Source organism: Azospirillum endophyticum (assembly GCF_016595245.1).
Lineage (GTDB): Bacteria > Pseudomonadota > Alphaproteobacteria > Azospirillales > Azospirillaceae > Azospirillum > Azospirillum endophyticum.
In genome coordinates this window covers 284,258-303,710 of record NZ_JAENHM010000058.1, presented here as the reverse complement: position 1 = coordinate 303,710, position 19,453 = coordinate 284,258, and the positions used below count along the sequence as shown (strand labels likewise).

Below are 19,453 nucleotides of genomic sequence, written 5' to 3'. Positions count from 1 at the left end.
TCGGACGGGGTCGCCGGCAGGGATCTGCCATGCGGCAGGGGCGGAAGGTCAGCCCCCGAACACCGTGTTCAGCTGGGCGCCGACGCGGACGAAGGTGGTGCGTTTCGGCACTTCCTTCAGCCGAGTGGCGCCGATGTAGGTCATCATGCTGCGCACGCCGCCCATGATCTCCTGCATCGTGTTCTCCACCGGGCCGCGATAGGGGAGTTCCACCGTCTTGCCTTCCGAGGCGCGATAGGAGGCGACGCCGCCGGCATACTTGTGCATCGCGGTGTCCGACGACATGCCGTAGAAGGTCATGGCGACGGGGACCCGGCTGCCGTCGCGGTCCTCGTAGCGGATGTCACCCTCGCACTCGTCATGGCCGGCCAGCATCCCGCCCAGCATGACGAAGTCGGCCCCGGCGCCGTAGGCCTTGGAGATGTCGCCCGGCACGGTGCAGCCGCCGTCGCCGCAGACCTGTCCCTTCAGCCCATGGGCGGCGTCGGCGCATTCGATGATGGCGGAGAGCTGGGGATAGCCGACGCCGGTCATTTTGCGGGTGGTGCAGACCGATCCCGGTCCGATGCCGACCTTGACGATGTCGGCGCCGGCCAGCAGCAGCGCCTCCGTCATGTCGCCGGTGACGACGTTGCCGGCCATGATGACGGCATCCGGGTTTTCCAGGCGCAGGCGGGCGATCACCTCGACGAAGCGTTCGGTATAGCCGTTGGCGACGTCCAGGCAGATCTTTCCAACCGGCGCCTTCGCCTTCACCGCCTGGAACTTGTCATGGTCGGCGTCGGCGATGCCCATCGAATAGAAGACGTTGGAGAGTGCGGCGGACTCCTCTTCCGCCCGGAAGAAGGCGACCAGCTCCTCCGTTTTGTAATGCTTGTGCAGGGCGGTCATCGCGCCGAAGCGCGACAGCGCGCGGGCCATGCCCATGCTGCCGGTGACGTCCATGTTGGCGGCGATCAGCGGGAAGCCGGTCCAGTCGCGCTGGGTGTGCAGGAAGGTGAAGGTCCGGTTGACGTCCACGTCGTTGCGGCTCTGCAGCGTGCTGCGTTTCGGCCGGATCAGCACATCCTTGAAGTCGAGCTTGAGGTCGCTTTCGATGATCACCGCACACCTGTCCCATCTGTTTGCCGGGCCAACCATATGCGCAAGGCCCGACTTCACAGAGTGGAGGCGATGTCCCGGTTCGGCAAGCGACATCGGGGCCGCAGCCAGGGCCGCGGCGGGGGTGCCGCGTTTGAAACTGTTTCGCCGAATCCAGTCCCTCGGCCCTATTCCTCCGCATCCTCCCCGTCGCCGTTGACCGCTTCGCTGCCGTCGGCAACATGGACCTGGCAGTCGGCGTTGCCCAGCACCTCCATCAGTTCCGGCGGCGGCAGGCGGTCGGTGAAGAGCGCGTCCAGCACGCGGACGTCGGCCATGCGGATCATCGCGTTGCGGCCGAACTTGGTGTGGTCGGTGACCAGGAAGACCCGGCGCGAGCTTTCGATGATGGCGCGGGCGACGCGGACCTCCTGCTCGTCGTAGTCCAGCAGGTCGCCTTCGGAATCGATGCCACTGATGCCGATGATCCCGATGTCGACCTTGTAGCGGCGGATGAACTCCACCGTCGCCTCGCCGATGATGCCGCCGTCGCGCTCGCGCACCAGACCGCCGGCGATCGACAGGGCGAAGTTGGTGTTCTTGTGCAGGATGGTGGCGACGTTCAGGTTGTTGGTCAGCACCCGCAGCCGCTTGTGGCCGAGCAGGGCCTGGGCCACCGCCTCCGTCGTCGTGCCGATGTTCAGGAACAGCGAGGCGTCCTCCGGCACATGGCGGGCGACCATGTCGGCGATGCGGCGCTTCTCTTCCGCCATCAGGGTCTGGCGGGTGGAATAGGCGATGTTCTCGACGCTGGACGGGACGGTGACGCCGCCGCGGAAGCGGCGGACGGCGGACTGGCCGGCCAGATGTTCGATGTCGCGGCGGATGGTCTGGGGCGTGACGTCGAAATGCTCGGCCAGCCATTGGATCTGCACCATGCCCTTGGCATGGACCAGGGCCACGATCTCCTGCTGGCGGCGTTCGGCGTCCAGGCGCGCATCCATCGGGGGGCTGTCTCCGGTCGGTAAGGGCGGGGCGGCAGTGAATCAGATGCGCGGAATGGGTCAAAGCGAAAAGCGGCCGACGGGAGTTCGGATGCGGTGCGCGCCAGCCCGTCAAGTCGGAACGGCGAATGATAGGGCGGCAACCTGATTGATGGCAACACAAACATGTATCAATGCGAAAGTCCGTTGGTTCTATCGAATGATCGAACAGGGCGATCAGGCGAACAATCGGACCACCATGACCGCCGCAGCGATGAAAAGCGCGGTCTTCAGCACCATGCGGACGACCTCGTCGCGGCGGCGCTTTCTCCAATAGCTTTCGCATCGCCGTTCGAATTCCTCAACCAGCGAGATGCATTCCCGTTCGCTTTCCGCGATTTCGGCAAGGTCCATGGTCGGTTTGGGCTGCATCACCACCGCCGGCGTCTCTTCGTAACCGTGGACGGTGCAGGTGTAATTGCCCCGGTGTGCCTTACCTTTGACGTAACGCGCGCCAAGGACGGCGGTAGCGCCAAGGCTGTGAGCCAAATCGGCCAAAGCGGCCCGTGCCTCGTCCGGAGAGGATTTGCCTTCCACGTCGATCAGACTGCCGAGGGCGATAGCCTTGCAGACTCTCACCTCCATGTCCTTGAGGAACAGGAAGCGGTCTGGTCGAACCCACCGGATCCCTTGCTTCTCTTCGTATCTGACCTGACGCGCCGCCAAGCCCTTCGGCGTTGGATGAGGCGTAAAGGTGACGAGCGCACCTTCGACCAGCGCGTCTTGTGGGGGCGGGCTGACGAAACTGTTCAAATGGACGAAATAGCTCTTTCCGTCACGCCCATCTGCGAAGCCGAACCGCTTCTCCTGAACAAAGGAGCGTATCGTTCCCTCGATCCGCATAGCGACATTCTATCCATACATGAATGGCCTGGAAGGATGGCCCGCAAGGTGTAGATAGCATGGCTCACCTGACCAGTCACGTGCAGCACCCGACCAGCCTCCTTCGTTTCGTCGGTCGTGCAAGGCAGATTTCCCCCCTTTTCAGTGCGGGAGGCCGGTCAGCGATCGCACGATCTGTTCAGAGAGGCACTCCTTCGTGACGTGCCATCATTTTCCATAGGCGAGAAGCCGAATCCGGCGTAGCCTCCAAAACATGGTCCGCTGAACAAACATTTTCCTTTTCAGACGCGAACGAACATTCTATGTTCCGAAACGAAAGCGGCTGGGTTCGCAAGGAACCGCCGCGGTACGGAGAGGAACCCATGGCAAACGAGTCCGCGGTGACCGACCTTCTGATCGTCGGCGGCGGCGTGAACGGGGCGGGGATCGCTCGCGACGCGGTCGGGCGTGGGATGTCGGTGGTGCTGTGCGAACAGGGCGACCTTGCGGGCGCCACCTCGTCGGCCAGCACCAAGCTGATCCACGGCGGCCTGCGCTATCTCGAATATTACGAATTCCGTCTGGTGCGCGAGGCTCTGCAGGAGCGCGAGGTCCTGCTGCGCGCCGCTCCGCACATCATCTGGCCGCTGCGTTTCGTCCTGCCGCACGACCACAACCAGCGTCCGGCCTGGATGGTGCGCATCGGCCTGTTCCTTTACGATCATCTGGGAAAGCGCAAGCTGCTGCCCGGCTCGCACGGGGTCGACCTGACCAGGTCGCCGGCCGGAAAGCCGCTGGCGGGCGGCTTCACCAAGGCGTTCGAATATTCGGACTGCTGGGTCGAGGACAGCCGGCTGGTCGTGCTGAACGCGATGGATGCGCGGGCGCGCGGGGCGGAGATCCTGACCCGCACCCGCTGCGACAAGGCGGAAAGGCGGGACGGGCTGTGGGAAGCGACGCTGGTCGACGTGTACACCGGCGCGACGCGCACCGTCCGCGCCCGCGCGCTGGTCAATGCCGCCGGTCCCTGGGTGCGCGAGATGATCGCCAAGCGTACCGGCGTCACCGTCGACAAGTCGGTCCGTCTGGTCAAGGGCAGCCACATCGTCGTGCCGAAGATGTTCGAAGGCGACCATGCCTACATCTTCCAGAACGACGACCGCCGCATCGTCTTCGCCATCCCCTACGAGCGTAATTTCACCCTGATCGGCACCACCGACCTCGATTATTCGGGCGATCCCGGCGCGGTGGCGATCAGCCCGGAGGAAATCGCCTATCTGTGCCGGGCGGTATCGCGCTACTTCGCCAAGCCGGTGCGCGAAAGCGACGTGGTGTGGACCTATAGCGGCGTCCGGCCGCTGTTCGACGATGCCAGCGGCAACGCCTCGGCCGTAACCCGCGACTATGTGCTGGAGATGGACGAGCCGGCCGGCGACGCGCCGATGCTGTCGATCTTCGGCGGCAAGATCACCACCTTCCGTCGGCTAGCGGAGGAGGCGACCGAGAAGCTGGGCAAGGCGCTCGGCAAGGGCGGCGTCACCTGGACCGCCGACGTGGCGCTGCCCGGCGGCGACATCGCCGGCGCCGATTTCGCCAGCTTCCTGGCGGGCCTGAAGCGCAGCCGGCCCTGGCTGCCCGATGCGCTGGCCCTGCGGCTGGCGCGGGCCTACGGCACTCGGGTCGAGCGGCTGCTGGGCGACGCCGAGGGGCTGGGCGATCTGGGCATCGATTTCGGGGGCGGCGTTTACGAGGCCGAGCTCGATTATGCCGCGCGGGAGGAGTTCGCCGTGACCGGCGACGACTTCCTGTGGCGGCGCTCCAAACTTGGGCTGCACCTGGACGCAAATGTCCGGGAGGCCATCGGCGGCTGGTTCGACCGGCGCCGCGAAGCAACGGCCAACAGGGATTCGAGCGGCGATACCGCCACCCTGCGGTCGATGGGAGGAACGCGGTGACACTCACACTGGAAGGCGTGGCGAAGCGCGTCGGCGCCGAGCAGCATCTCCACCCGCTGTCGCTGGAGCTGCAACCCGGCAGCTTCAACGTCCTGCTGGGGCGGACGCTGGCCGGCAAGACGACGCTGATGCGGCTGATGGCCGGGCTGGACGCGCCGACCGCCGGGCGCGTGCTGGAGAACGGCCAGGACGTCACCGGCAAGTCGGTGCGCCATCGCGACGTGGCGATGGTCTATCAGCAGTTCATCAACTACCCGGCGATGACGGTCTACGAGAACATCGCCTCGCCGCTGCGCCGCCAGGGCAAGGACAAGGCGGAGACCGACGCCAAGGTGCGGCGGACCGCCGCCATGCTGCGGATCGAGCCCTATCTCGACCGCCTGCCGGCCGAACTGTCGGGCGGCCAGCAGCAGCGCTGCGCCATCGCCCGCGCGCTGGTCAAGGGCGCCGGCCTGCTTCTGCTCGACGAGCCGCTGGTCAACCTCGACTACAAGCTGCGTGAGGAGCTGCGCGCCGAGCTGCGGGAGATCTTCGCCGACGGCAAGACCACCGTCGTCTACGCCACCACCGAACCGCAGGAGGCGCTGATCCTCGGTGGCAACGTCACGGTGCTGCATGAGGGGCGGATGCTGCAGACCGGGCCGACCGGCGCGGTGTTCCACACGCCGGCCTCGCTGGAATGCGCACAGGTGTTCAGCGACCCGCCGATGAACGTGGTGGACGCGATCCTGACCAACGACCGCGTCGCCCTGTCCGACGGCACCGGCCTGCCGCTGTCGGCCCATGACCGCAACCTGCCGGCCGGCCCCTGCAAGGTCGGCATCCGCGCCAACCACCTGACGGTGCTGCGGCGGAACGAGCGGCTGGTGCCGATCCGGGGAAAGGTCGCCCTGTCGGAGATCAGCGGGTCGGAGACCTTCGTCCATCTGCGCCACGGCGACACCACGCTGATCGCGCGCGAGGAGGGGGTGCACAGCCATCCGATCGGCAGCGACATCCAGGTCTATGCCGATCCCGACCGCATCTTCGTCTTCTCCGCCGCCGGGCAACTGGTGGCGGCTCCCAACTGGCGGCGCGGCGCGCTGCGCAACATCGCTTAAGGGGGCGGGAGCGATGGCGACCATCCAATTCGACAATCTCGGCCACTCCTACCACCCGCACCCGAACAGGCCTGAGGACTACGCGCTGCGCCGCCTGTCGCAGGAGTGGGAGGACGGCAAGGCCTATGCGCTGCTCGGTCCGTCGGGCTGCGGCAAGTCCACGCTGCTGAACATCATCTCCGGCCTGCTGGTGCCCAGCGAGGGGCGGGTGCTGTTCGACGGGCTGGACGTCACCCGCTGCACGCCGGAAGAGCGCAACATCGCCCAGGTGTTCCAGTTCCCGGTCATCTACGACACCATGACGGTGTACGAGAACCTCGCCTTCCCCCTGCGCAACCGCAAGGTTCCGGCCGCCGACGTCGATCGCCGCGTGCGGCAGGTGGCCGAGGCGCTGGACCTGACCGCCGATCTGAAGAAGCGCGCCCAGCGGCTGACGCCGGACGCCAAGCAGAAGATCTCCATGGGCCGCGGATTGGTACGGTCGGACGTGGCGGCCATCCTGTTCGACGAGCCGCTGACCGTCATCGACCCGCACACCAAGTGGATCCTGCGCCGCAAGCTGCGCCAGATCCATGAGGAATACCGCCTGACCATGATCTACGTGACCCACGACCAGGTGGAGGCGCTGACCTTCGCCGACAAGGTCGCGGTGATGTACGAAGGCGCCATGGTCCAGCTCGGCACCCCGCAGGAGCTGTTCGAGAACCCGCAGCACACCTTCGTCGGCTACTTCATCGGCAGCCCCGGCATCAACCTGATGCCCTGCACGCTGGGCAACGACCATGCGCTGGTCGACGGCATCGCTATCCCACTGCCCGACCGTGCCGTGCCTTCGGTCGGCGGCAAGTTCGAGCTGGGCATCCGCCCGGAATTCCTGGAACTGACCCGCAGCGGCAGCGCCGGAGCCATTCCGGTGCAGGTTACCGGCGTCGACGATCTCGGCACCTCGAAGCTGGCGACGGTGCGTCTGAACAACCACACCTTGAAGGTGCGGCTGAGCGAAGAGCAGGAAATCCCGGCGCTGGACGCCGCCATCCATTTCCCCACGCGGTGGACCAAGCTCTACCGCGACAGCCATCTGGTCGGTTGAAGGAGGCACGAAGCCATGGATAAGGTCCAGGACAACCGGGCTTGGTTCCTGATCATCCCGGTCTTTCTGATCGTCGCCTTCAGCGCCGTGATCCCGCTGATGACGGTGGTCAATTATTCGGTGCAGGAGATCTTCGGCCCCGGCCAGACCTTCTTCGTCGGTACCGAATGGTTCGAGGCGGTGCTGAAGGACGACCGTCTGCACGACGCGCTGGTCCGCCAGATCATCTATTCGCTGGCGGTGCTGGCGATCGAGATCCCTTTGGGCATCGTGATCGCGCTCGGCATGCCCGGCGGTCGCAGCGCTAAGACGTCGCTGACGCTGGTGCTGCTGGCCCTGCCGCTGCTGATCCCGTTCAACGTGGTCGGCACCATCTGGCAGATCTTCGGCCGCGGCGACATCGGCCTTCTGGGTGCCACCTTCCGCGCCATCGGCATCGACTACAACTACACCAACAATTCGGCCCATGCCTGGCTGACCGTGCTGGTGATGGATGTCTGGCACTGGACCAGCCTGGTAGCGCTGCTGTGCTACGCCGGCCTGCAGTCGATCCCGCCGGCCTTCTATCAGGCGGCCAAGATCGACGGCGCCTCGAAATGGGCGGTGTTCCGCTACATCCAGCTGCCGAAGATGCGCGGCGTCCTGATCATCGCGGTCCTGCTGCGCTTCATGGACAGCTTCATGATCTACACCGAGCCGTTCGTGCTGACCGGCGGCGGCCCCGGCAACTCGACCACCTTCCTCAGCCAGTATCTGACGCAGATGGCGGTGGGCCAGTTCGACATCGGCAAGGCCGCGGCCTTCTCCATCGTCTACTTCCTGATCGTGCTGCTGTTCAGCTTCATCTTCTACACGATCATCACCCGCACCGGCGAGGGAGAGAAGAAATGAGCAAGGCCGCGGTTCTCGCTCCCGGTGCGCTGGCGGCGCCGGCCAACATCCGCCGCTCCTCGGCACGGGTGTCGAACAGGACGATCGTTCTCGTCTGCTACATCGTCTTCCTCATGCTGCCCATCTACTGGATGGTCAACATGTCGTTCAAGACGAACGAGGAGATCCTGTCGGGCCTGACGCTGTACCCACACAATCCGACGCTGCGCAACTACGCCGTCATCTTCACCGATCCCAGCTGGTACAGCGGCTACATCAACTCGATCTACTATGTGACGCTGAACACCATCATCTCGCTGACGGTGGCGCTGCCGGCGGCCTACGCCTTCTCGCGCTACCGATTCATCGGCGACAAGCACGTCTTCTTCTGGCTGCTGACCAACAAGATGGCGCCGCCGGCGGTGTTCCTGCTGCCCTTCTTCCAGCTCTACCAGACGGTCGGGCTGTTCGACACGCACATCGCGGTGGCGCTGGCCCACTGCCTGTTCAACGTGCCGCTGGCGGTCTGGATCCTGGAAGGCTTCATGTCGGGCGTGCCGCGCGAGATCGACGAGATGGCCTACATCGACGGCTACAGTTTCCCGCGCTTCTTCGGCACGGTGTTCCTGCCGATGATTCGGGCCGGCGTCGGCGTCACCGCCTTCTTCTGCTTCATGTTCAGCTGGGTCGAGCTGCTGCTGGCCCGCACGCTGACCTCGGTCGACGCCAAGCCGATCGCCGCAACCATGACCCGCACCGTCAGCGCGTCGGGCATGGACTGGGGCCTGCTGGCCGCCGCCGGCGTGCTGACCATCCTGCCGGGCGCGCTCGTGATCTGGTTCGTCCGCAACTACATCGCCAAGGGCTTTGCCCTGGGCCGGGTCTGAGGAGATCGCCTCATGGATATGGACTGGATGGCGTGGACCGCGCCGACCGCGATCTTCTTCCTCTGCATCGCCCTGATGCTGGCCGGCATGACGGTGTGGGAGGTGGTGTCGCCGACGGTGGAGGCCAAGGGCCTCCTGCCGATGCGCACCACTCGCGGCGACCGCCTGTTCATCGGCCTGCTCGGCAGCGCCTTCATCCATCTGGGCTGGCTCGCCGCGACCGACGCGTCGCTGTGGGGCGCCTCCGCGGTCTCGCTGGTCTGGATCGCCCTGGTCATCCGCTTCGGCTGATCCGGTCCGGGTGGGGAGAAGACAAGGTTTTCAAGGAATCCGTTCCCCCGCGGGGCTGCGGGGACGACGGGAAGAGCGGTGGTTTCCGCTGGTAAGGGCAATACGAAACGTCAACCCGACACCAAGTCGATCAAGTGGGAGGAAACATGCTTCAGCACCAGACTTCGCGTCGCTCTCTGCGGCGCCGCCTGACCGGGGCCGTGATGGCCGGCGGCATCGGCGTCCTGCTGGCGATGGCCTCGGCCGGCCCGTCCGCCGCCATGACGCCGGACCAGGAAGCGGTCGCCAAGCGCATCATCGAGGAACTCCAGCCCTCCACGCTGTCCAAGGACGAGCAGATGAAGGAGCTGGAGTGGTTCGTGAAGGCCGCCGAGCCCTACAAGGGCATGGACATCAACGTCGTTTCCGAAACGCTGACGACGCACGAGTTCGAATCGAAGACGCTGGCCAAGCTGTTCAGCGACCTGACCGGGATCAAGCTCAAGCACGACCTGATCCAGGAAGGCGACGTCATCGAGAAGTTGCAGACCCAGATGCAGTCGGGCCGCAACGTCTACGACGCCTACATCAACGACAGCGACCTGATCGGCACCCATGTCCGCTACGGGCAGGCCATCGCGCTGTCCGACTACATGGCCGGCGAGGGCAAGGACGTCACCCTGCCGACGCTGGACGTGAAGGACTTCATCGGCACCAGCTTCACCACCGGTCCGGACGGCAAGCTGTACCAGCTTCCCGACCAGCAGTTCGCCAACCTCTACTGGTTCCGCGCCGACTGGTTCGCCCGTCCCGACCTCAAGGAGAAGTTCAAGGCCAAGTACGGCTATGATCTGGGCGTCCCGCTCGACTGGTCGGCCTACGAGGACATCGCCGAGTTCTTCAGCAACGACGTCAAGGAGATCGACGGCGTCCGCGTCTACGGCCATATGGATTACGGCAAGAAGGACCCGTCGCTCGGCTGGCGCTTCACCGACGCCTGGCTGTCGATGGCCGGCGCCGGCGACAAGGGCCTGCCGAACGGCCTGCCGGTCGACGAGTGGGGCATCCGCGTCGAGGGCTGCCGCCCGGCGGGCGCGTCCGTCGCGCGCGGCGGCGACACCAACGGCCCGGCGGCGGTCTATTCGCTGACCAAATACATCGACTGGCTGAAGAAATACGCGCCGCCGGAAGCCGCCGGCATGACCTTCTCCGAATCCGGCCCGGTGCCGGCGCAGGGCGCCGTCGCCCAGCAGATCTTCTGGTACACCGCCTTCACCGCCGACATGACCAAGCCCGGCCTGCCGGTGGTCAACGCCGACGGCACGCCGAAGTGGCGCATGGCCCCCTCGCCGCACGGGCCCTACTGGGAGCAGGGCATGAAGCTCGGCTACCAGGACGTGGGGTCGTGGACGCTGCTGAAGTCTACCCCGGCGGAGCGCCGCAAGGCCGCGTGGCTCTACGCCCAGTTCACCGTGTCGAAGACCGCGTCCTTGAAGAAGACGCTGGTCGGCCTGACCCCGATCCGCGAAAGCGACATCAAGTCCGACGCGATGACGCAAGCGGCGCCCAAGCTCGGCGGTCTGGTCGAGTTCTACCGCAGCCCGGCCCGCGTGGCGTGGTCGCCGACCGGCACCAACGTGCCGGACTACCCGAAGCTGGCGCCGCTGTGGTGGCAGAACATCGCCGAGGCGGTGACGGGTGAGCGCACCCCGCAGCAGGCGATGGACAACCTCGCCGAACAGATGGAGCAGGTGATGGCCCGCATGGAGCGCGCCAACATCGGCGGCGACTGCGCGCCCAAGCTGAACCCGAAGAAGGACCCCAAGGAGTGGTTCGACGCGCCCGGCGCCCCGAAGGCCAAGCTGGCCAACGAGAAGCCCAAGGGCCAGACCATCGCCTATGACGACCTGCTGAAGGCCTGGAAGGAAGGCCGCGCCCAGTAACGACGGGTTCGGTCGTCGGGTCAGCCTCCGGCATCTGTCCTGGTTGTGCCGGAGGTGAGCCTGGGGCGGCGGCATGGTTTCGAAAGACTGGCGCCGCCCCATTTTTATTTTTCTGAAGGTTCCCTCTCCCGTCCCGGGAGAGGGAAGGGGCCCAAGCAAGGCTTGGGAAGGGTGAGGGGCGATCCAAGGAACAGGCGTATCGATCCTTGCCCGACCCCTCACCCTCCCGCCTTCGGCGGGTCCCTCCCTCTCCCGGGACGGGAGAGGGTATTAAGCCCAAGACTCCATGAGGGAACGCTTCCATGAGCAAGGCCGGCCATATCCTCGCCATCGACCAGGGCACCACCTCGTCGCGGGCGATCCTGTTCGACGGCCGGGGGACGCCGCTAGCCGAAGCCCGCCGCGAGTTTCCCCAGCATTATCCCGGCGACGGCTGGGTCGAGCATGATCCGGCCGACATCCTGCGCGACGTCCGCACCGTGGCGCGCGAGGCGGTGGAGAAGGCCGGGATCGACGTCTCCGCCATCGCCGCCATCGGCATCACCAACCAGCGCGAGACCACCGTGGTGTGGGACCGCGCCACCGGCGAGCCGATCCACCGCGCCATCGTCTGGCAGGACCGTCGTACCGCCGCGCTCTGCCAGGAGCTGGTGGCGGCCGGCAATGCCGAGCTGGTGCGGTCCAGGACCGGCCTGCTGATCGACGCCTATTTCTCCGCCACCAAGATCGCCTGGATCCTCGACCATGTGCCGGGCGCCCGGGCGCGGGCGGAGCGGGGCGAGCTGTGCTTCGGCACCATCGACAGTTTCCTGATCCATCACCTGACCGGGCGGCAGGTGCATGCGACCGACGCGACCAACGCCTCGCGCACCATGCTGTTCGACATCCATGCCCAGGACTGGGACGACGAGCTGCTGGCGCTGTTCCGGGTGCCGCGCGCCATGCTGCCGCGGGTGCTCGACAGCTCCGACGATTTCGGCGTCACCGAGCCGGAGCTGCTCGGCCGGCCGGTCCCGATCGCCGGGGTGGCGGGCGACCAGCAGGCGGCGGCCTTCGGACAGGCCTGCCTGACGCCGGGCATGGCGAAATCGACCTACGGCACCGGCTGCTTCGCGCTGATCAACACCGGCGAGACGCCGGTGGTGTCGAAGAACCGGCTGCTGACCACCGTCGCCTACCGGCTGAACGGCAGGACGTCCTACGCACAGGAAGGCTCGATCTTCGTCGCCGGCGCCGCCATCAAGTGGCTGCGCGACGGCATCGGCATCATCACCCATGCCAGCCAGACCGACGACATGGCGACCCGCGTGCCCGACAGCCATGGCGTCTATTTCGTTCCGGCCTTCGTGGGCTTGGGCGCGCCGCATTGGGATTCGGCCGCCCGCGCCGCGATCTTCGGCATGACCCTGGACGTTGGCCCGGCTCACATCGCCCGCGCCGCGCTGGAGGCGGTCGCCTTCCAGACCCGCGACCTGATGGAGGCGATGGCCGGCGATTGGGGCGGGACCATCAACGCCCTGCGCATCGACGGCGGCATGGCCGCCAACGACTGGCTCTGCCAGTTCCTGGCCGACCTGCTGAACATGCCGGTCGAACGCCCGAAGGTGATCGAGACCACGGCGCTCGGCGCCGCCTGCCTCGCGGCGCTGAAGGTCGGCGTATTCGACGGGCTGGAGTCGGTGTCCGATGCCTGGCGCAGCGAGCGCCGCTTCGAACCGCGCATGGAGCAGGACAAGCGCGACCGCCTCTATGGTGGCTGGCGCGACGCCGTGGCGCGGGTGCGGTCGGAGCGTTGAGGATTTCGATGGCGGAAATTCGCAGATAGTCCGGCGCAGACGGGCAAGTCGGCCCGATCGTCTGCCGGTACTCTGATTTCGGTTGCGCGCTCCTCCCTCGGGTGCGTCGTCCTCGCCGGTTCAGCGGGGACACTGGGCCGGATGGTCGATACCGTCCGGCCCGCTTCTTTTTTCCGCACCAACGAATGCACAGGCTTGCGTGCCGGGCGTCGGCATGGAATGAGAGAACAGGGCCGGCGCAAGACAATCTGGTTGTCTATTGACAACCAGGCGCGCTGCCCGATACTCATGCGTCGGAGACGGGCGTGACGCGGAGCAGACACCCGAAAAAGGAAATCGAGGAGGCCGTCCTCTACGCGGAGAGCCGCGGCTGGACCTGCTTCAAGGGACACAGCCATTGTTGGGGCTTGCTGCGCTGTCCGTACAACGAATCCGACTGCCGGTGCGGGGAGTTCTGCCAACTCTCAGTCTGGAGCACGCCGAGAGTGCCGGAGAACGAGGCGCGCAAGATCCGCAGGGCAGTCGACGGTTGTATCTATGCGGACCACGAAGGCCCAGGCAAGCCGTAGGGAGTGGATGCAAGATGTGGGAGTTCGTCCTGAAATTCCGCCTGCCGCTTGGACAAGAAGAGCCGACGGCGTGGCTGGATGCGCTGTTCGAAGCCGGCTGCGATGATGCCACCGTCGGCACGGGGCGACGCGGGTCCATCGCGTTGGACTTCTCGCGAGAAGCGGTTTCGGCTGAAACGGCGGTCCGCTCCGCCATCGCCGATGTGCTGAAAGCAATTCCAGGTGCGCTGTTGATCGAGATTGCGCCGGATCTGGTCAATCTCGCCGATCTGGCGGAGATCGTCGGCTGCTCGCGACAGAACATCCGGAAATACGCGGCCGGCGAAATCAGGGCGGTGGCGGCCGCTTTTCCCGATCCTGTCTATACCGGCAATCCCAGCCTGTGGCGCTTGGTCGAGGCGCTGATCTGGCTCGAGCGCAACACCGACATTCACCCCGATCCGAGGTCGGTCGAGCTTGCCCGCGTCGCGTCGGAGGTCGGGGCCGATATTCAGCATCGGCGGCTGACCGGGTTGATCGCCGCCGAGTGAACGCGCCGGGGACGGAAGAGCACCGCCCCCGGCCTTGTGCGGTTACACCTCTTCGCGGTCGGCCAGCATGTGGCGGATCTCGCTCTTCAGCAGCTTGCCGGTGGCGGTGTGGGGCAGGCTGTCGACGAAGCGGACGTCGTCGGGGATGCACCATTTCGCCACCTTGCCGTCGAAGACACCCAGCAGATCCTCGCGGGTGACGGCGGCGCCGGGCTTGCGGACGACCACCAGCACCGGGCGCTCGCCCCATTTCTCATCCGGCACGGCGACGGCGGCGGCCTCCTGGACGCCCGGATGGCCGATGGCAATATTCTCCAGGTCGATGGAGCTGATCCACTCCCCGCCCGACTTGATGACGTCCTTGGTGCGGTCGACGATCTGGATATAGCCGTCGGCATCCATCGTCACCACGTCGCCGGTCTCGAACCAGCCCGGCACCGCCTGATGGGCGGCGCTGTCCTCGACGCCGAAATAGCCGGAGCAGACGGTCGGGCCGCGCACCAGCAGCCGGCCGAAGCTGGTTCCGTCCTGCGGCACGTCGTTGCCCGATCCGTCGACCACGCGGAACTGCACGCCGCAGATCGGCCGCCCCTGCTTGGAGGCGAGGGCCAGCGCCGTCTCGGCATCCATGCCGCGATGCTTGCCCTTCGGCGTGTTGGCGAGGCCGAGCGGGCTGGTCTCCGTCATGCCCCAGGCATGCAGCACCTCGACCCCCATCTCCTGGAAGCGCTGGATCATCACCGGCGGGCAGGCGGAGCCGCCGATGGCGATGCGGCGCATGGTGGTCAGTTTCCTGCCATTGGCGTCCAGCCAGTTCAGCAGGGCGAGCCATACGGTGGGCACGCCGGCGGTGTTGGTGACCTTTTCGCCCTCGAACAGCTCGTAGAGGCTGGCGCCGTCCAGCTTGCCGCCGGGGAAGACCAGCTTGGCGCCGACCATCGGCGCCGCATAGGGAGTGCCCCAGGCATTGACGTGGAACATCGGCACCACCGGCAGCACCACGTCCGACGCCGACAGGCCCAGCACGTCCGGCAGGCAGGCGGCCAGGGCATGCAGATAGGAGGAGCGGTGGCTGTAGAGCACGCCCTTCGGGTTGCCGGTGGTGCCGGAGGTATAGCACATGCCGCAGGCCGTGTTCTCGTCGAGATCCGGCCAGTCGAAGCTGCCGGGCTGGTCGGCCAGCAGATCCTCGTAGCACAGCAGGTTCGGCAGGCTGGAGGCCGGCATGTTGGCGCGGTCGGTCAGCACGACGATGCCCTTCAGCCCGGTCAGCTCCCCGGCGATGCCCTCCAGCAGCGGCACGAAGGTCAGGTCGGTGAACAGCAGCCGGTCTTCGGCGTGGTTGACGATGTAGGCGATCTGTTCCGGAAACAGGCGCGGGTTGATGGTGTGGCAAACCATGCCGGAGCCGCCGATGCCGTAATAGCATTCCAGATGGCGGTAGCCGTTCCAGGCCAGCGTGCCGACGCGGTCACCCGGCTGCATGCCCAGCGCCGCCAGCGCATTGGCCAGCTTCTGTGCCCGGACCCAGGCGTCGGCATAGGTGTAGCGGTGGATCGGCCCCTCGGTGGTGCGCGACACGATCTCGGTATCGGCATGGTAGAGCGCCGCGTGACGCAGGATCGACGTCACCAGCAGGGGGCCATTCATCATCATTCCGCGCAGCATCGCTTCACTCCCGGTTCGGTCGCTTCTGGTTTTGGGCGGTCTGGTTTCAGGTCGTCGTCATGCATGCAGGTGGCGAGCCGCTCTTCGGCGTCGGCCTCCATGGCTTTCAACGCGCCGATCACCTCGGCGATTTCGGACTGCATCCGTTCAAGCTCGCCGAGGCGGGCGCGGATCTTGCGCAGACCGTCGCGGTACTGCCCGGCGCTGGACCGGCCGGAGCGGTAATGGGCGAGGTATTCCGCGATCTGCTCCAGCGTGAAGCCGACCCGGCGGAATTTCAGGATCAGCATCAGCCGCGCGCGGTCGCGGTGGGTGAACACGCGGCGCCCACCGGCCCGCTGCGGTTCGAGCAGTCCTTTCTCCTCGTAATAGCGCAACGCCTGTGGCGTGAGATCGAACTCCGCCGCCAGTTCCGTCACGCCATACACGTGTTTCCGTTCAGCCATGGACAATCCCCTGAGCCGACGATTTCGCCATGGAGCGAGGGGGGAAGTCAACGTCAGTGAGCTAAAGCAGGCTTTATGTCGCGCCGGATCTTTCTTCCGCCTGTTCGACCGCCGGACTACGGACGGCGCGGTGCGACCGTGGCAGAGATTTCACATGACAAGCCGGGGCTGCCGGTGCTTCCTGCGGTCGGACCACGGGGTATGTTCGGACGGCAAGCGGGGGATCGGGTGGGGGGAGCGACCAGCGTTTTGCGCCGGCTGATCGGTGAGCCGTGGGACCTTGCCGCGGCGTTGGGAATGCTGGTGTTGCCGGTGCTGGTCGCGGTCACCTTCCGGCACTACGGCATCTCCAACGACGAGGAGGTGCAGCATGTCTATGGCGCCAAGCTGATCGACTGGTACCGCAGCGGTTTCGTCGACGAGTCCGCCTTCAGCTACAAGAACCTCTATCTCTATGGCGGGCTGTTCGACATGGCGGCGGTGGCGCTGGCACCGCTGTTGCCCTTCGACCCCTATGAGACGCGGCATCTGTTGTGCGCCCTGATCGGGGTGGCGGGGATCGCCGTGGCCTGGGGCGTCGGCCGCCGGTTGGCCGGGCCGCGGGCCGGTTTCCTCGCCGGGGCGCTGCTGGCGCTGTGCGGCCCCTGGTATGGCGGGCTGTTCAACCACACCAAGGACGTGCCCTTCGCCGTGCTGATGATGGCTGCGGTGGGGCTGCTGATCCGGCTGGCAGGACAGATGCCGCGGCCGCGCTGGGGAACGGTGCTCGGATTCGGCGCCGTCGCCGGATTGGCGCTGGGGATCCGGGTCGGGGCGCTGCTGCTGGCCGGATACATGGCGGCGATGCTGGTCGGGTGGGTGCTGGTGCAGGGCTTTTCCGGCGCCCGGCTGCGCGAGGCCGGCCGGGGAGCGCTGCGCCTGCTGCCGGCGCTGCCGGTGGCCTATGGGTTGATGGCGGTCTTCTGGCCCTGGGCGGTGCTGGAGCCGCTGAACCCGCTGCGGGCGCTGGCCGATTTCTCGCATTTCCACTATCCGATCCGCACCATGCTGGGCGGCACCGAATATTGGATGTACGAGGTGCCGCGCGGCTATCTGGCCCGGTATCTGGCGGTCAAGCTGCCGCTGGTGATGCTGGCCGGAGCGATCCTGGGGCTGATGGGGCTGCCGGCGATCCTGCGCCGCGATGGGCTGGCGGACGGGGAGGGGAGGACCCGTGCGGTCGGCTGCGGGCTGGTGGCGCTGGCGGCGCTGTTCCCGGTCGTCTGGTTCACCGTCACCCATGCCCCCGGCTACACGGCGATCCGCCATTTCCTGTTCGTGCTGCCGCCTTTGGCGGTGCTGGGCGGCATCGGGCTCGACCGGCTGCTCGGCTGGGCCGGCGCCTGGAGGTTCGGCGTGTCGCAGCGAAGCGGGCGGGGATTGTCGGCCGCCGCGTTCGCCGGCGTCGCGCTGGCGCTGGCGCTGGGCCGCGAGGCGGCGGTCCTGGAGTCGCTGCACCCCGACGAATATGTCTATTTCAACGAATTGGTCGGCGGCGTCGCCGGCGCGGTGCGCAAATACGATGTCGATTACTGGGCCAACAGCCTGCCGGAAGCGGTGGAGGACCTGTCGGAGGTGATCGCCGCCGAGGAGGCCCGCACCCACCGTCACCGCAGCTACAGCGTCGCCGTCTGCGCCGAGCCGCTGGCCTTCGAGAAGCTGGCGCCGGCCAATCTGCATTGGGTCACCGATTGGACCCGCGCCGACTTCTTCATCGCGCCGACGCAGGAGGATTGCGACGCGCTGATGACCGGCCCGACGGTGGCGGAGGTCGAGCGCGACGGCGCCCTGCTGGCGGTGGTGAAGGATCTGCGCAAGCCGGTGGAGCCGGCCGAAATGGTCGAGGTCGCCCGCCTGCGCACCGGCCGCCAGCAGCGTCACTGGTGGTGAGCGGCGGTCAGCCGCGGGGCAGGAAGCGCGTGCGGTCCAGCCCGTGGCGCGCCATCTTCTCGTTCAGGGTCCGGCGCGGGATGTCCAGCAGGTCCATCACCGACTTGATATCGCCCTTGCAGCGCTCCAGCGCCTGTTCGATCGCCCGTTTCTCGAAGGCATCGACCTGATCGGCGAGCGCGCGCGGCGGCGATGCCGCCTCCCCGCCCAGGGTGCGGCGGCGCAGCAGGCCGGCGACGCCGCTGCGTCCCACCGACAGGACATGGCGTTCGGCGAGGTTGCGCAGTTCCCGCACATTGCCGAGCCAGTCATGGGCCAGCAGCGCATCGAGGTCGGCGGGCTCCAGCGGCCGCGACTCGCGGCCGTGGCGGGCGGCGAAGTCGGCGGCGAAATAGTCGAACAGCAGCGGAATGTCCTCCACCCGTGCCCGCAGCGGCGGGATATGCAGCTCCGCCACGTTCAGCCGGTAATAGAGGTCGGCGCGGAAGCGCCCCTCCTCGCTGAGGTCGAGCAGGTCGATCTTGGTCGCCGCCACCAGCCGCAGGTCGACCGGCACCTGCTTGTTGGAGCCCAGCCGTTCGATGGTGCGTTCCTGCAAGGCCCGCAGCAGCTTGACCTGGATGGCCATCGGCATGCTCTCGATCTCGTCGAGGAACAGGGTGCCGCCGCTGGAATGTTCCAGCTTGCCGGCGCGGCGCTGGGTGGCGCCGGTGAAGGCGCCGGGCTCGTGCCCGAACAGCTCGCTTTCCGCCATGCTGTCGGGAATGGCGCCGCAATTGACGGCGACGAAGGCGCCCTTCTCCCCGCCCCTTGAGCCTCTGGCGCCGAAATCATGCAGGCAGCGGGCGACCAGCTCCTTGCCCGTGCCGGTCTCGCCATGGATCAGCACGCTGGCGCTGGTGGCGGCGAGGTCGAGCAGGTCGCGCCGCAATTCGGCGATGCCGGGGGAGGTCCCGATCAGCCGGGTCTCGATCCCGCCGCTGCCGGCAAGGCGGCGCAGGCCGCGGTTCTCCAGCACCAGGCGGCGCTTCTCGGCCGCGCGGCGGAGGACGGTGACCAGATGGTCGGGTTCGAAGGGCTTTTCGATGAAGTCGTAGGCGCCGCGCCGCATCGCCTCGACCGCCAGCGCCACGTCGCCATGGCCGGTCACCAGGATCACCGGCAGGTCGGCGTCGCGTTCCAGCGCCCGTTCCAGCACCGCCATGCCGTCCATCCGCGGCATCCGCACATCGGTGACCAGCACGCCGGGAAAATCGGGAGACAGCAGGTCGAGCGCCGGCTGCGGCGTCTCAAAGCCCTGCGCGGCGAAGCCGGCCAGTTGCAGCCATTGCGTCACCGACACGCGCATCGCCAGCTCGTCGTCGATGAACAGGACGGGTGTGGCAAGCGGATCGGTCTTCATCTCGGTCCTCGCTCTGCATCAGGGGATAAGCAGGTTTTCCGAACTCCGCCCAC

The 19,453-nt window shown here is 66.8% G+C and carries 16 protein-coding genes; 10 read left to right on the top strand and 6 right to left on the bottom strand.

The features are described 5' to 3' along the window. Positions 1–48: 48 nt before the first annotated feature. From JHL17_RS19815 to JHL17_RS19805, 3 genes are all read right to left on the bottom strand, one after another. Entirely contained in the window at positions 49–1,104 is a 1,056-nt protein-coding gene (locus JHL17_RS19815; RefSeq protein ID WP_200195652.1) for a GMP reductase, read from the bottom strand. A gap of 164 nt (positions 1,105–1,268) precedes the next feature. Next, complete coding sequence (locus tag JHL17_RS19810; RefSeq protein ID WP_200195651.1) at positions 1,269–2,084, bottom strand: DeoR family transcriptional regulator; 816 nt, start codon at positions 2,082–2,084, stop codon at positions 1,269–1,271. Positions 2,085–2,300: 216 nt separating this feature from the next. Then, entirely contained in the window at positions 2,301–2,966 is a 666-nt protein-coding gene (locus JHL17_RS19805) for a cold-shock protein (protein ID WP_200195650.1), read from the bottom strand. A gap of 362 nt (positions 2,967–3,328) precedes the next feature. Between JHL17_RS19805 and glpD the strand changes: the two genes are divergently transcribed. The 9 genes from glpD to JHL17_RS19760 all read left to right on the top strand — a co-directional run bounded on the left by glpD (position 3,329) and on the right by JHL17_RS19760 (position 13,955). Further along, positions 3,329–4,900, top strand: coding sequence for a glycerol-3-phosphate dehydrogenase (glpD, locus tag JHL17_RS19800; RefSeq protein ID WP_200195649.1), 1,572 nt, complete (start codon positions 3,329–3,331; stop codon positions 4,898–4,900). Then, entirely contained in the window at positions 4,897–6,000 is a 1,104-nt protein-coding gene (locus JHL17_RS19795; RefSeq protein WP_200195648.1) for an ATP-binding cassette domain-containing protein, read from the top strand. The genes glpD and JHL17_RS19795 overlap by 4 nt, the downstream gene beginning before the upstream one ends. Before the next feature lie 13 nt (positions 6,001–6,013). After that, a complete protein-coding gene (locus JHL17_RS19790) occupies positions 6,014–7,090 on the top strand; it encodes an ABC transporter ATP-binding protein (protein ID WP_200195647.1) in 1,077 nt (358 codons plus the stop codon). Positions 7,091–7,105: 15 nt separating this feature from the next. Then, the gene (locus JHL17_RS19785) at positions 7,106–7,981 is read left to right on the top strand and encodes a carbohydrate ABC transporter permease (RefSeq protein WP_200195646.1); all 876 of its coding nucleotides are present in this window, start codon (positions 7,106–7,108) and stop codon (positions 7,979–7,981) included. Next, on the top strand, positions 7,978–8,847 hold the full coding sequence (locus JHL17_RS19780) for a carbohydrate ABC transporter permease (protein WP_200195645.1): 870 nt from the start codon (positions 7,978–7,980) through the stop codon (positions 8,845–8,847). The genes JHL17_RS19785 and JHL17_RS19780 overlap by 4 nt, the downstream gene beginning before the upstream one ends. A gap of 12 nt (positions 8,848–8,859) precedes the next feature. Next, complete coding sequence (locus JHL17_RS19775; RefSeq protein WP_247893670.1) at positions 8,860–9,138, top strand: DUF2160 domain-containing protein; 279 nt, start codon at positions 8,860–8,862, stop codon at positions 9,136–9,138. Between the two features lie 146 nt (positions 9,139–9,284). Next, positions 9,285–11,060: an ABC transporter substrate-binding protein gene (locus tag JHL17_RS19770; protein WP_200195643.1), complete on the top strand. Its 1,776-nt coding sequence runs from the start codon at positions 9,285–9,287 to the stop codon at positions 11,058–11,060. 302 nt (positions 11,061–11,362) lie between these two features. Next, entirely contained in the window at positions 11,363–12,856 is a 1,494-nt protein-coding gene (gene glpK / locus JHL17_RS19765) for a glycerol kinase GlpK (protein WP_200195642.1), read from the top strand. A gap of 583 nt (positions 12,857–13,439) precedes the next feature. Next, complete coding sequence (locus JHL17_RS19760) at positions 13,440–13,955, top strand: DNA-binding protein (RefSeq protein WP_200195641.1); 516 nt, start codon at positions 13,440–13,442, stop codon at positions 13,953–13,955. Positions 13,956–13,997: 42 nt separating this feature from the next. On the opposite strand, the gene JHL17_RS19755 is transcribed toward JHL17_RS19760, so the two are convergent. Next, a complete protein-coding gene (locus JHL17_RS19755) occupies positions 13,998–15,623 on the bottom strand; it encodes a 3-(methylthio)propionyl-CoA ligase (RefSeq protein WP_282189334.1) in 1,626 nt (541 codons plus the stop codon). After that, entirely contained in the window at positions 15,608–16,069 is a 462-nt protein-coding gene (locus JHL17_RS19750; RefSeq protein ID WP_200195640.1) for a MerR family transcriptional regulator, read from the bottom strand. Before JHL17_RS19750 ends, JHL17_RS19755 begins: the two co-directional genes overlap by 16 nt. A gap of 201 nt (positions 16,070–16,270) precedes the next feature. On the opposite strand from JHL17_RS19750, the gene JHL17_RS19745 reads away from it, so the two are divergent. Then, a complete protein-coding gene (locus JHL17_RS19745; RefSeq protein WP_200195638.1) occupies positions 16,271–17,998 on the top strand; it encodes an ArnT family glycosyltransferase in 1,728 nt (575 codons plus the stop codon). A 7-nt stretch (positions 17,999–18,005) separates the two neighbouring features. Here the strand turns inward: JHL17_RS19745 and JHL17_RS19740 are convergent, their stop codons facing one another. Continuing rightward, a complete protein-coding gene (locus JHL17_RS19740) occupies positions 18,006–19,400 on the bottom strand; it encodes a sigma-54-dependent transcriptional regulator (protein ID WP_200195637.1) in 1,395 nt (464 codons plus the stop codon). Between the last annotated feature and the right edge of the window lie 53 nt (positions 19,401–19,453).